Below are 13,773 nucleotides of genomic sequence, written 5' to 3' on the forward strand. Positions count from 1 at the left end.
TATCAGGTAGAACGGTATTTGCGAGATTTACGCGTCCACCAAATCCTTGAAGGGACGAATGAAATCATGCGTGTCATTATTGCCCGACATTTGCTGGAGAAATTTTAGATATGCCCACGATGCCCTCCTTAAAAGATACTGACGACCAGGACATTTTAGCTAAGGTTGAGGGGTATGCTGGCGTCATTACTCTTAATCGTCCCAAAGCTTTAAATGCCCTTTCCCTTCCCATGATTCGAGAGATGACGCGATGTCTTATGGAGTGGAAAGATGATCCAGAAGTGCGCACCATCATTATTCAAAGCGGGAACGATAAGGCTTTTTGTGCCGGTGGGGACATCCGGTCTGTATATGAAGCCAGGCAGAGAGGCGATCAAGACTATATGGCGGCCATTTTTCAAGAAGAATACCTCTTGAACTTTATGATTCATATGTGCCCGAAGCCTTACATCGCCTTGATAGACGGTATTGCTATGGGAGGGGGCCTTGGCATTTCCATTCATGGGAGTCATCGAATCGTGACTGAACGCACGGTGATGGCCATGCCAGAAACGAATATTGGATTCTTTCCAGATGTTGGAGCAAGCTATTTCCTCAACCGTTGTCCCGGTGAAATCGGGACGTTTCTGGGGGTGATGGGCGAAAGCATAGGGGCTGAAGACGCTTTGTATGCTGGGCTTGCTACCCATCGTTTGGGATCTCTTGAGTTACCGGGAATTTATCAGGCATTAACAAATGCGCAAGGGTCAGCTGAAGTAGATGATATTCTGCAGGATGCGGCGGGGGGGCAAAGTGATTGTTTGCTTCAAACGCACCGGAATCTGATTGACCGATGTTTTGCTTACAATACGGTAGAAGAGATTTTTGAGGCCCTCCAACAAGAGGGAACACCCATTGTTCGAGACTGGTTGAAGGAGACTTTGAAAAAATCTCCGACGAGCTTAAAACTGGCTCTGGCGTTGTTGCGACGCTCAAAGAGCATGTCTCTAAAGGAAGTCTTAGCTCTTGATTTTCAGGTGAGTCGACATTGCGTTGAAGGTCATGACTTTTTCGAAGGAATTCGGGCACTTCTTATAGACAAGGACCAGAACCCAGCCTGGAGCCCAAGTCGCTTGAGTGAGGTTAGTAAGGAAATGATTGAGTCCTATTTTATCCCAAAAGCATAAGTATTCTTATGGCGCATTTTTTTTGTATTGCACTCTGCCGCCTTCATCGATGTATATAGATTCCGCTGAATCTGGCGCGATAAAGTTCTCAGCGGGAATTCCATAATAAAATTTGCTGGCATCAAGAGTTCTTGCAGCTTCTCCATAGGGTTCTTGTGCCAATTGAAACGTATCGAAATGGATTCCCATACTCTGTTTGGCATTTAGGATTTGATGAATTCTGGCCGCTTCATAAGGGTTGATATGTCCTCCCCCTTCTTTATGCATGGGGCAGTAAGCGCCGAGGGGGAGCAACGCGAGGTCAAATCCATTACGAAACTTCTTAGCAATTTCCTCAAAATGAGGTCCAAAACCTGTATCACCCGCAAAATAGATATACTTAGCGTTGGGTCCTCTGGGGCGGGTCGTTATGGCATAAGCCGACCAAAGCATGAGATTCACGTCATCAACGCTTCTGCCACACCAATGCTGCGTGGGAAGGGATGTAAATCGGATCTTTGGAAAGTCAATGCTGTCCCACCAATCTAATTCAAAAATGCGTGTTGGACCTTGTGTATTAATCCCCTGGTCTCTTAGAAACTTTGTATACCCAAGAGGTGTGATGTAGATAACATTTGGATTCATTGCTTCGATTTTTTTTAATGATGGAATGTCGAAGTGGTCAAAGTGATTATGAGAAATCAATATACAATGGATTTGGGGGAGCTTCTCAAAAGGGATCCCAGGGCTTTTGATGCGCTTGTAAAACTTGTACCCCTTATCCTCTCTTTTTCCCAAACCAATATCAAAGTAAACAGGATCGGTCAGAATATTCATTCCGTCCACTTGAATCAAGACGGTGGCATGACCAATGTACGTTGCTCTAATGCCTTGAGTCACAAAAGCAGGAGGTTGAGTTGTATAAGACCGTTGGGGAATCCAGGGTCTTAGAGCCTTTTTAACATCGAGAGACCCAAAAATACCCGAGGCGGCATTTACGACCGGATCCGGCGGTGCTGCATTAGGCCAAGGATTAAAGAATCTACCCTTGCCGCTATTATAATGATGGTTATAAGGATTTGTTGATGTCTTCGTCCTGAGGGGATTGGGCGTAATGTACCCCTGTTTCATCAAAAATTTAAGATTGTATGATTGGGGGGTAAACTGATCAGACACATAAAATTGGGGCAAATTCCATAAATACCTCAAGTGTTCGATATCTTGAATGCCAAGGCCTCCTTGGGGCAACAGCGGTTCAGAAACTTTAATCTTAGATATGTGTTTTGCTTCTTGATTTAAGGAGAGAAGCTGCGTCTGGTTAAAAAATTCGCTTTCATTTCGAAAGGGCATCTGACTTGGACAGTACTTTGAGACATTTTGGCACTTGCTGACTGCATTGGTATATGTTTCTCGTCGTGCAATTTCCTTGGCGATGCAGCATGTGCAGGACGCACGGCCTATGTTTCCTGAAGTAAGCGCTCCTTTGAGCGACGAGAGTTGCGTGATTTTCTGAGGGTCGCAAGCTGTGGTTGTTCTGATGTCAGTGAGACGTCCTAAAATATTGATTTTCAAAACAGCTGAGTTTCCAAGATCTTTAAGACGCTGAAACAAGGATTTATATTTTTTGCTTTCTGGATCTTCAAATGAAGTTTGCGGTGTGCCTTGCATTCCTGAAGATTGGGAGGCAAGTATCCGAAACGGGATTGTGCTGTTTATAATTGCCACACAAGCAATAACAGACAAAATCTTTAAGAAATTCCTTGGTTTCATCACTTTTTATCCCACTCAGCCAAATCCAATTACGATATAAAAATCAAACAAACGCTCTTGTGGAGCCAATGATAGAGTCTTCATAATTATGACGCTTCTTGAGTTAAGATTATGTTAAAAAAGGCCGGGAAGGGGGGGTATCTTTAGAACCTAGAGTCATGATTGGCCCCATTTTAAAATCGCTCGTCAATAATTCCTTTAAGTTTTCTGTTTATCCCTCTTGTCTCTGGTGAAGGTTAGCGTCAAAATGCTAATGGTATTTGATTAAAATAGGCGTATAGGATGCGATTGATAACATGTATTTTAGGAGTGGCTCTATTAGCGAGTTACCCCGCCCTGGCCTCCGTTCCTCAACCGTGGCAAATTGGCTTTCAGCCGGCGGCTTCTCCCATGATGGAGGGGGTTATTCACATGCATAATTTACTCATGATTGTGGTGACGTGCATCGCTTTGTTTGTCGGTGCTCTCTTAAGCTATGTCATGGTTCGGTTTCGGGCATCTCGCAATCCCATTCCCAGCAAAACAGCCCATCACACTTTGCTCGAGGTTGTGTGGACCATGATCCCGGTGTTTATATTGGTGGTGATCGCGATTCCTTCATTGAAGCTTTTGTTTGCTATGGATAAGGCGCACAATGCCACGATGACTGTCAAAGCCATTGGCCATCAGTGGTATTGGTCTTACGAGTACCCAGAAAAGCAAATTACTTACGATAGTTATATGATTGAAGATAAGGATATAAAACCAGGACAGATTCGCCTGCTTTCCGTTGATAATCCTATCATAGTGCCTGTGGATACAACGGTGCGTATCTTGGTGACGTCTCAAGATGTGTTGCATAGCTTTTCTGTGCCGGCTCTGGGAATCAAGAAGGATGCGGTTCCCGGCAGGCTCAATGAAACCTGGCTTCGCATTGCCAAAGAAGGGGATTATTACGGTCAATGTTCAGAGTTGTGTGGCGTGAAACACGCATTCATGCCCATTCATGTTAAGGCGGTTTCCAGAAGCGATTATGATGCATGGACAAAATCAAAGGGTACAAAATCAAAGGGTGCGGAACCAAAAGCACCCAAGGATGCCCCACCCGCCCAAAAGGATGCTTCACCCGCCCAAAAGGATGCTTCACCCGCCCAAAAAGATCAAAATAAGGAACAAAAATAATGAGCAAGACAACCAGTACTGTGAGCGCGGCCGAACATCATGATCATCACCCAACAGGATGGCGTCGGTGGTTATTGTCCACCAACCACAAAGATATCGGAACGCTTTACATCGTTTTTGCCCTGATTGGCGGACTGCTCGGCGGCATTCTTTCCATGATTATTCGCATGCAATTGATGCACCCTGGGAGCATGGTTTTAGGGGGTGATCACCAGCTGTATAACGTGATCATCACAGCCCACGGGCTTCTCATGATTTTCTTCATGGTGATGCCGGCGTTGATTGGTGGTTTCGGGAACTGGTTCGTTCCCTTGATGATTGGGGCGCCGGATATGGCTTTTCCACGCATGAATAACATCAGCTTTTGGTTGATGCCGCCGTCGCTTGTAATGTTGATTTTGGCAGGCACTGTGGGGACAGGTGCGGGGACCGGGTGGACCTTTTATCCCCCTTTAAGTTCTGTGATCGGGCACAATGGGCCCGCAGTGGACTTTCTCCTCTTAAGCCTTCACCTGGCGGGGGCGTCGTCGATTTTGGGCGCCATCAACTTTATCACAACCATCTTTAACATGCGTGCCCCCGGGATGGGCTTCCATAAAATGCCTCTCTTTGTGTGGGGGATGCTGATCACGTCATTCTTGCTGCTGCTGTCGGTTCCCGTTTTGGCAGGGGGCATTACCATGTTGTTGACGGATCGCAACTTTGGCACGACCTTCTTTGATCCAGCGGGTGGGGGCGATCCCGTATTGTTCCAGCACTTGTTTTGGTTCTTCGGCCATCCAGAAGTCTATATCATGATTATGCCGGCGTTCGGGGTGGTCAGCACAATTATTTCAACCTTCTCCCGCAAGCCCATCTTCGGTTATCTCGGGATGGCCTATGCCATGGTGTCTATTGGGGTGCTTGGGTTTGTTGTGTGGGCACACCATATGTTTACGGTGGGGATGAACGCCAATGCGCGGGCTTACTTTACGGTGGCGACATTGATTATCGGTGTTCCAACCGGCATCAAGGTGTTCAGCTGGATCGCGACCATGTGGGGTGGCTCCATCTCTTTCCGTGTGCCTATGAAGTTCGCGTTGGGCTTTGTTTTGCTGTTTACCATAGGCGGTCTGACCGGCATTATCCTTGCCAATGGGGAGGTGGATATCTCCTTACACGATACGTATTATGTTGTGGCACATTTTCATTATGTCTTGTCCATGGGGGCTGTGTTTGGGTTGTTTGCAGGCTTTTATTACTGGATTGGGAAGATGTCCGGCTATCAATACAACGAACGTTTGGGCAATATCCACTTTTGGATGACCTTTATTGGTGTTAACGTTTTGTTCTTCCCGATGCATTTCCTAGGGCTCGCCGGCATGCCGAGGCGCATTCCTGATTATCCCGATGCGTTTTCCGGATGGAATTATGTGTCCTCAATTGGGGGCTTCTTTTCAGGCTTTTCGGCTCTGTTCTTCTTCTATGTCATGTACAGGATTTTCAAGGACAAGGTGAAATGCCCCGACAATCCTTGGGGCGATGGCGCAACAACCTTGGAATGGCATGTATCGTCTCCGCCCCCGTTTCATACGTTTGAGTACCAGCCGGTCATAAAGTAGGGCTATAATTTCATGACGATAACTGCCACTTCCTTTGACGAATCCTCAACCGCGGACGTTCAAGATTATTTTAATCTCTTGAAGCCCCGGGTAATGTCCCTTGTGGTCTTTACGGGCTTGTGTGGTTTGTTGATGGCTCCCGACTCAATTCACCCGGTGCTGGCCTTTTCTGCGATATTATCGATAGCTGTGGGAGCAGGGGCCGCGGGGTGTTTGAATATGTGGTGGGATAGGGACATCGACGCCATCATGAACCGGACTCGCAAACGCGGGATTCCTCAAGGTCGGGTGGACCCCGATAGTGCGCTTGCGTTTGGGGTTATCTTAAGTTTTGTATCCCTGATTACCATGGGTGTTGCGGTTCACTGGCTGGCTGCAGGTTTGCTGGCGCTCACAATCCTATTTTATGTCTTTGTATATACCATGTGGTTAAAACGCTGGACGCCCCAAAACATTGTGATTGGGGGCGCCGCGGGCGCCTTCCCACCAGTCATCGGTTGGGCAGCCGTGTCAGGTACGGTTCCTCTGGAAGCTTGGATCCTTTTCGGGATTATCTTTTTATGGACGCCTCCCCACTTCTGGGCTTTGTCCCTCTATAGTCATGAGGACTACGCCCGTGCAAACGTGCCGATGCTGCCAGTCGTCTCCGGCGTTGAGGCCACGAAGCGCCAGATCATCTTTTACACCATTTTGCTGGTGGCATTATCGGTTGTTCCCTCTTTCATTGGTATGTCTAGTTGGATTTATGGGATTTTTGCAATTGTGCTCGGGGCAGGATTTCTGGGTCTGGCTTGGCGAGTTAAATGTCAAGATTCACCAAAGGTCGCCATGCAACTATTTGCCTACTCCATCTTTTACTTATTCGCCCTCTTTTTGGTGATGACTGTGGATCGGGTGCTTTTTGTGTTGTGAGGGGGAGATGAAGAATACTCAGTTCATTAGCTCAATCTGTTGTGAAAACTGTATTTTCTTTCAAACACAAGCTAATTAATAAAAGGATTTTGTCATTGCGAGGAGCGAATGCGACGAAGCAATCCAGGGGCTAAACACAAGCTTTTTGAGAGCTTAATCTCAGATGAGCATGAGTGTAAGAAGTTATTTTGTTGCCCCTGGATTGCCGCGTCGTACGCCTTCGCAAAGCTTCGGCTTAACTCCTCGCAATGACTCCGAATGTGTTAATTCTTTTTCAAAGCTTTATCCATCACCCACTCACGCGCGGGGCATGAATGTAATTAACTCACTCCTCTCCCTACTGTGGAAAGGCAGCTTTGTAACCTTCAATAAAACTTAGAGCAAGTTGCTGAAGTTGACTCGCTTTTTCACTTGACTTATTCAGCGTATCTAAGGCTTGAGTCAATTCTTGCCTCAATCTTTGAATTTCTTCTCCTCGAGCTTTCTCTCTCTCCAAACCTTGTTGGATGACGATATCCTTTTTGTTCAAGAAGTCTCTCAAGGTAGAAGCCTCTTTTTCAAGGGACCTATTTTTCCTTTGCTCTTCTTGAAATTTTATGATCATTTTTTCCAGCTCCGAGGCCGCACTTTTCTGATCCCTGTATAGTGCTAGCTGGGCTTCGTTTAGTTCTCTTAAGTGGCGTCTGCCCTCTTTCGGGGTTTTGAAGGGAGGCGCCTTTCTATTAAGTATTATTGCGATCTGTTGGATTTGTTGGTATTTCCTTCCATGTCGAATCTCCTCAAACAATGCAAGGTCTACGGATTTTGCGAGTTTTGGGGACGTCTGAAATAATTTCTCTAACCCATCAGGTGTATCGAGCACTTCAGGTTTTATTTCGGTAGGAAAGGTATATGTTTTGGAATCATTGTCACTTGGTCCAAAGGAAATGCTTTTTAAAAATGCTAACAAATTTTCGGCTCTTGTTTCCTTCTCCCTTATAGCTTTTTGGAGATGTGACATGTCAAAACTTATTGATGCTTCGTTATTGGTAAATAGATGAAAAGATAAACGCTCTTTTTCGGCTTCTTCTAATTGTTGAGTTTCTGAGTCCCCAACGTAACGAGTTTTACTTGCCTTCATTTTAGGGTATAAGTTACCCCAAAATGCATCACCATCCAGATCTCTTTGAGTAATCCCCTCGGGAAGTTGGAATTTCTCTAGCCCCCACCATCCATGTGAACTGCGCATTTCAATATAGTACCTCCAAAGATTTAACGCACGAAGATCAGTTGTGTTTTTGGGGTCAAGAGCATTTTTATCCTCTACCTCCAGGTGACGCTTTAATGCATCTTTGTCAAATACGATGGGGGCATCATCATCCGGGAACATGCTTTGCGTTGTGGCGAGGGTAGGGGGTGTTGTGGAAGTTTCTTCACGTTCGGCTTCTGCGGCTAAACTTGAAACTGCCATCAGAATTTGCAAAAGCCCTGATACATATATAGTCCTATAATTCATTTTTTATTCCTTTGTGTTTCGTGGTTTTAGGCTCCCGATTGTAGATGTCACCTTCACAACGTCAATACCGTATAAATACGCTAGTAAGGTTTGTTCATTTCACTCGCGTGACTCAGAAAACCTTGCTAGAGTAGGCTGAAGGTTTGTCGGATTGCTGTGAGGAGAAAAAATTGACATCAAAGACGAAGGATAAAGGCCCTCAAAGCCGAAGCGCGAACTTAACGAGCAGAAACAAGGCGTTGTTGTATGCTTTGGGTGGTTTTTCTATTTTGCTCTACATCATTTCTTTTGTTCGCATGGGGCAATGGTAGGGTCACGGAATCTTGGCGTTATCCTTGCAGGCCTGGTGGCAACGATGCTTGTCCTGGCTTACGCTTCTGTTCCTCTCTATCGCCTATTCTGCCAGAAAACTGGCTTTGGGGGCACCACCCAAGTGGCTAAGGCGCCTTCCACCAGTATTCGGGATCGGGAAATAACCGTTCGATTTAACGCGGATGTGCATCGGGATTTGCCCTGGCATTTTCGCCCTCTACAAACAGAAATAAAAGTCAAAATAGGGGAAAATGCGCTTGCGTTTTATGAGTCCCAGAACTTCTCTGATAAACCAATTTCCGGTATGGCGACATACAACGTAACCCCTGATAAAGCTGCACTTTATTTCAACAAAGTTGCTTGTTTTTGCTTTGAAGAGCAAGTATTATCCCCTCAACAAAGAGTTGATATGCCCGTTCAGTTCTTTATCGATCCTGATTATGCAGACGACCCTGATTTAAAGGATGTACATACCATTACGCTCTCCTACACTTTTTTTAAATTTAACAAATAGAAGGTACCCATTTTTATGAAAACTTGGATTCGAAATACAGCCATCATGTTTGCATTGACAGTAACTGCCGTCCAGGCCGAGCTCACGAATAGTTTGAGCCGGTTTGGAAAGCCGAAGTATGGTCTTGATTTTACGGCATTTAGTTACGTGAATCCCAATGCCCCGAAAGGCGGCAAGTTGAAAATGGGCGCCATGGGGACGTTTGATTCCTTGAATCAATACATTGCGATTGGAATTCCCCCGGTTGTGGTTTCCTTTCAGCAGAGTGGTTCTTTGACGATTGACTCGCTCATGACCCGATCGGCCGATGAGCCATACACAATGTATGCGTTGATTGCGGAAAAAGTTGATTTAGCACCAGACAATTCTTCGGTAACCTTTTACATCAATCCAAAAGCGCGTTTCCATGATGGAACGCCGATTATGGCTGAAGACGTGAAATTCAGCTATGAATTGCTTCGTGAACAAGGTTTGCCGCGGTACCGCCTTCATTATGGTAAAATTGAGAAGATGGAAATTTTGGCACCGCGCACCATCAAATTGACTTTCAAGATAACCGAGAATGGTTACGATCCTGAAACGCCCATGATCGTTTCGGGACTGAATGTTTTCTCCAAAGCAAAATACGAAGGTAAAGACTTCCGCACGACCGGCATGACGCCCATATTAGGGTCTGGGCCGTATCGTGTTGCCAAGGCTGAGCCTGGCCGTTCTATTGTTTATGAGCGGGTTAAGGATTATTGGGGCGAAGATTTGCCTGTGAATAAAGGTAAATATAACTTTGATATCATCCAGTTGGATTTTTACAAGAATGCGGAAGCGCAATTCCAGGCCTTTAAAGCCGGTGAGTTTGATGCTTTCTTTGAGGTGAACTCCCAACAATGGCGCGATGGGTATAACACACCAGCAGTGCGGTCGGGCAAAATTAAGAAATTTGAGGCTATGCACCAAAGACCCGTCACGGTGCGGACATCCATTTTTAACATGCGTCGCCCCATATTCCAGGATATTCGAGTAAGAGAAGCCATAGCCCTCGCGTATGATTGGGAAACCGTCAATAAGATGTTGTGTAACAGTGACTACCACCGTGCTACAAGCCTATTTGCTAACACACCTTTGGCTCATAAGGGAGCGGCTCAAGGATTGGAATTGACGTACCTCGAGCCTTATCGCGATACGATTCCCAAAGATATTGTGGAATTTGGATTTGTGGCTCCCACCACGAAGGGGGATGGAGATGCGCGCGCAAATTTGGAGAAGGCAGACAAGCTTCTCAATGAAGCGGGATGGATCGTGGTCACAGAAAAAGACCCCATCACACAGCAGAATGTCGTTCGTCGTGTGAACAAAGACACCAAAGAACCACTGGTGTTTGAGTACATGTATAAGGATCCGCGTCTCGAGAAGTTTATGAATACCTTCCGCCAGAACCTACAACAGCTGGGGATTACTTTAAAGCTGCGATTCATGGACACCGTTCAATATGAAGCCCGGGTCATTGAATCTGACTTTGATATGATCACCCACTATTGGACGAACTCGTTGAGCCCAGGGAACGAGCAAGTCTACTATTTCAGTCAAAATACGGCTGATCAGAAGGGGAGCAGCAATTATATTGGGGTAAAAGACCCTGTCTTGGAAGCGTTGGCTAAAAAGGTAGTCGGTGCTAAAACAGAAGAAGAACAACGCGCCGCCGTTCATGCGCTCGATCGCGTTATGATGGGTCGTCATTACTTGATTCCGAACTTCTATGATAACATCATCTATTTTGCTTATTGGGCGGATCGCGTAGAATTCCCTGAATTTAATCCGGTTGTCGGGACGAACTCCTTGGAGTGGTGGTGGTCAAAGCCATCAACTTCAAAAGGAGCGGATACAGAAGTTGCCCAAGAAGTGCTTGAGTCAAAGCCGTCTCTCTTTGCGCGGTTGGTTGCCTGGACGAAAAGTAAGATAGTAGGATAATATTAACTTGCAGTCGTTATACTGGGGTCAAGCTTTGATGAAAAGGTGACCCCATGACTGGAATAGATGGACCCCCTCATAAACGGGGAAAGCGAGGAGCAGGAGACGTGTCTGTGTCAGAAAATACCACTACCTTTTCGGCCAAACACCCCTATCATATGGTTGACCCGAGCCCCTGGCCGTTTGTCGGGGGGCTATCCTCTTTGGTTCTGGCTATTGGTGGTGTTTTGGCAATGCATGGTCTGGACAAGAAGGTCTTTTCTGTTGGGCTTGTGATGCTTCTTTTGACGGTGTTTGGATGGTGGCGTGATGTCGTCCTCGAAGGCAACACGCCAGGGCTTCACACCCAAGCCGTTCAAAGGGGTTTGCGGATTGGCATGCTTCTATTTATCTGTTCGGAAGTTATGTTCTTTGTTGCCTTTTTCTGGGCATACTTTAATGCAGCTCTTGCCCCTATGGAGGCGTCAGGTTTTGTGTGGCCCCCTAAAAACATTGTTCCTTTTGATCCCTTCCATCTACCTTATTTCAATACGCTTGTGCTCTTGTTATCAGGGACGACTGTGACTTGGGCACATCATGCTTTGTTAGAGAACAATCGAAAGGATCTTTTGACGGGCTTAGGGGTTACTATTGGCTTAGGCCTTCTATTCACCTCTGTTCAAGCCATAGAATACAGCCATGCCGCTTTTTCGTTTAAAGATGGCATTTACCCCTCGACTTTCTTTATGGCAACAGGCTTCCACGGATTCCATGTGATTGTGGGGACTCTATTCTTGATGGTGTGTTGGTTTCGGGCTTATCGAAATGAATTTACGCCTGATCATCATGTCGGATTTGAAGCTGCCGCCTGGTATTGGCATTTTGTGGACGTCGTTTGGTTGTTCTTGTTTGTGTCGATCTACTGGTGGGGATATGTACCGGTGGAATGATATGAGATGCGATTTAACGTTACCTCGTAAGGGATAAAAACCTTTAAGAACGCTTCGGACGTCTGATTTATCGTACAATAATTTGTCATTGCGAGGAGCGTTAGCACCTAAGTTGTGTAACCGACGTAGCAATCCATGTATTTTATGTCCTTATCAACAAAACATCTTTCGAAGAATCAAATACATGAATTGCCGCGTCGTTCGCCTACGCTAACGCTCCTCGCATTGACAAAAATTTTTTGAAATATATTGTTTTGTGAAATAATTGTGGTGCAAATGAAATTATTCAACAAAGTCTCTACAAGGCATACCTATTATCTGGAAGTTGCCGAACTCAACCCCCTACCACCACCTTCTGAACAGATCTCTATTGTCGCGCAACCACTGACCGACTGATTTGCCATATAGGGGCGTTGAGTCAATAGGGGTTAAGTTGGCTACGTAGTTTTGGCTTTGCGTCGCCTGTACCCCGTTGGTCATACGGGCAGAATGCCAGGACCGTGGTACGCTTGCTTTTGATACCTGTTTCCATTCTATGTACCCATAGCCAGCGAGTTTCTTTGCTTTATGTTTGAGAAGCGTATCATGCCAATCCGGGTTGATGGGGTTATATAACCTTAAATACAAGATCGTATTGAACTTAGAGGTCATCGCAATGTTGTAAACTGTAGTGCTTAAATTCCATAAGAAATTACGAAGAGGGTCTGATGGGGATAAGCGATTCACAAGATTAGCAATAATCTGCCGATCTCCTGCTAAACATGCTGTGAAACCAACACAGTTTTTATGGTTGCGGTCAATGATCGGGAGCAAAGACGTTAGCGCATCATCTCTGTTATAATTTGCGGGGGCTGTAATCCACCTGTTTCCATAAACGAACCTGGCATTCACAGGTTGGATTGGGACAAATCGGATGCCATTTTGAACGTATTCTCTTTGACGTTGGGGGGAAAGATTTTGATATATTACCCATTGGGTGGTAAATTTTTGAAGTTTTTCATCGTAATTGATAACATCATAGACCTTTTGAACATAAGGTTTTGAAACATCATAGGGGTTGCTATAGATAAAATTCCTGAGAGTCGTCAGGTCCATATTGAGACATTCCACCCGAGTTCTACATACACGGTGGTTTTGAATAAAGGCGTTTTCCGTCATCCCAAAGACTTGATTGGTGTGTGTTTTTTGCTGAGGTGTCATAGAATTTGCTGGGTTTGAAATGTTCGTATAAGTTGCGTAAGGAAGAGGAAATGGCCCCATAGCTTGGAGTTTTCCAAGGCCTAATAGAACTACTCCCAAACAAATTATGATATATTTATTCATCTTTTTACCCAGTCGCTCACGTATTTACCTTAGTACTTATTATATGCTGGATTCTCTTAAAACGGAGTTAACAGGGCTATTCAAAACGGACTGGGTTCTGGTAAAACTATATTTATGACTCAAGAATTAACAATCGTTCGAAGCGATGCAATCGCAACCGTAAACACCTCTTCCGTCTCAGAAGGGGATGCACCCCCTTATAACCTTGAAGCGGAGCAATCCATTCTCGGGGCCTTGTTGCTGAACAACGGATCCCTTGAGTATGTTGGGGATTTTTTGAAGCCCCAACATTTTGCAGATGCCATTCATGGTCAGATATTTGAGGCCATCGTACGGCTTATTGAGCGGGGTCAGGTGGCTGATCCTATTACATTGAAAGATTACTTTGATAAGAACGAGGCCTTGCAGCCTGTTGGTGGGGCTCGTTATTTGGTGGACCTGGTTCAAAGCGTTGTATCCATTATCAGCGTGGGTGACTACGGGCGCCTGATCTATGATCTTTTCCTGCGACGTCAATTGATGGGGATCGGGGAGGGCATGGTTTTAACCGCTCGGACCCATGAATTGGAAGTTATATTAATCAAAATTATCAATTTGTTAGAAATTTTATAAAAAATGAGATTCCTACCTTAAAAGTATCTCCTTTAGA

The 13,773-nt window shown here is 45.5% G+C and carries 13 protein-coding genes; 10 read left to right on the top strand and 3 right to left on the bottom strand.

The features are described from left to right. Both K2Y18_03625 and K2Y18_03630 read left to right on the top strand, forming a co-directional pair. A partial coding sequence (locus K2Y18_03625) for a hypothetical protein (GenBank protein ID MBX9804827.1) occupies positions 1-108 on the top strand: 108 nt, incomplete at its 5' end. An 11-nt stretch (positions 109-119) separates the two neighbouring features. After that, entirely contained in the window at positions 120-1,166 is a 1,047-nt protein-coding gene (locus tag K2Y18_03630) for an enoyl-CoA hydratase/isomerase family protein (GenBank protein ID MBX9804828.1), read from the top strand. A gap of 6 nt (positions 1,167-1,172) precedes the next feature. Here the strand turns inward: K2Y18_03630 and K2Y18_03635 are convergent, their stop codons facing one another. Then, entirely contained in the window at positions 1,173-2,915 is a 1,743-nt protein-coding gene (locus K2Y18_03635) for an MBL fold metallo-hydrolase (protein MBX9804829.1), read from the bottom strand. A gap of 282 nt (positions 2,916-3,197) precedes the next feature. On the opposite strand from K2Y18_03635, the gene coxB reads away from it, so the two are divergent. Genes coxB through K2Y18_03650 form a run of 3 tightly spaced genes read left to right on the top strand, consistent with a single transcriptional unit; the run spans position 3,198 to position 6,589 of the window. Next, on the top strand, positions 3,198-4,076 hold the full coding sequence (gene coxB / locus K2Y18_03640) for a cytochrome c oxidase subunit II (protein ID MBX9804830.1): 879 nt from the start codon (positions 3,198-3,200) through the stop codon (positions 4,074-4,076). Then, entirely contained in the window at positions 4,076-5,677 is a 1,602-nt protein-coding gene (gene ctaD, locus K2Y18_03645; GenBank protein ID MBX9804831.1) for a cytochrome c oxidase subunit I, read from the top strand. Before coxB ends, ctaD begins: the two co-directional genes overlap by 1 nt. A 12-nt stretch (positions 5,678-5,689) precedes the next feature. Next, positions 5,690-6,589: a heme o synthase gene (locus K2Y18_03650; protein MBX9804832.1), complete on the top strand. Its 900-nt coding sequence runs from the start codon at positions 5,690-5,692 to the stop codon at positions 6,587-6,589. 337 nt (positions 6,590-6,926) lie between these two features. Here K2Y18_03650 and K2Y18_03655 read toward each other — a convergent pair whose 3' ends face one another. Then, positions 6,927-8,084, bottom strand: coding sequence for a hypothetical protein (locus K2Y18_03655; protein ID MBX9804833.1), 1,158 nt, complete (start codon positions 8,082-8,084; stop codon positions 6,927-6,929). 170 nt (positions 8,085-8,254) lie between these two features. Between K2Y18_03655 and K2Y18_03660 the strand changes: the two genes are divergently transcribed. From K2Y18_03660 to K2Y18_03675, 4 genes are read left to right on the top strand one after another with little or no spacing between them, the layout of a single operon-like run. Beyond that, the gene (locus tag K2Y18_03660) at positions 8,255-8,395 is read left to right on the top strand and encodes a hypothetical protein (GenBank protein ID MBX9804834.1); all 141 of its coding nucleotides are present in this window, start codon (positions 8,255-8,257) and stop codon (positions 8,393-8,395) included. Then, positions 8,389-8,910: a cytochrome c oxidase assembly protein gene (locus K2Y18_03665; GenBank protein ID MBX9804835.1), complete on the top strand. Its 522-nt coding sequence runs from the start codon at positions 8,389-8,391 to the stop codon at positions 8,908-8,910. Before K2Y18_03660 ends, K2Y18_03665 begins: the two co-directional genes overlap by 7 nt. 15 nt (positions 8,911-8,925) lie before the next feature. Continuing rightward, positions 8,926-10,872 (top strand): extracellular solute-binding protein, encoded by a 1,947-nt coding sequence (locus K2Y18_03670; GenBank protein ID MBX9804836.1) that lies wholly within the window; start codon positions 8,926-8,928, stop codon positions 10,870-10,872. A gap of 53 nt (positions 10,873-10,925) precedes the next feature. Further along, positions 10,926-11,801, top strand: coding sequence for a cytochrome c oxidase subunit 3 (locus tag K2Y18_03675; GenBank protein MBX9804837.1), 876 nt, complete (start codon positions 10,926-10,928; stop codon positions 11,799-11,801). A gap of 342 nt (positions 11,802-12,143) precedes the next feature. Here K2Y18_03675 and K2Y18_03680 read toward each other — a convergent pair whose 3' ends face one another. Then, on the bottom strand, positions 12,144-13,124 hold the full coding sequence (locus tag K2Y18_03680) for a hypothetical protein (protein ID MBX9804838.1): 981 nt from the start codon (positions 13,122-13,124) through the stop codon (positions 12,144-12,146). Positions 13,125-13,238: 114 nt separating this feature from the next. On the opposite strand from K2Y18_03680, the gene K2Y18_03685 reads away from it, so the two are divergent. Next, on the top strand, positions 13,239-13,736 hold the full coding sequence (locus K2Y18_03685) for a hypothetical protein (protein ID MBX9804839.1): 498 nt from the start codon (positions 13,239-13,241) through the stop codon (positions 13,734-13,736). Positions 13,737-13,773: the final 37 nt, after the last annotated feature.

Source organism: Alphaproteobacteria bacterium, assembly GCA_019746225.1.
In the GTDB taxonomy this organism is placed as follows: Bacteria; Pseudomonadota; Alphaproteobacteria; order Paracaedibacterales; family VGCI01; genus VGCI01.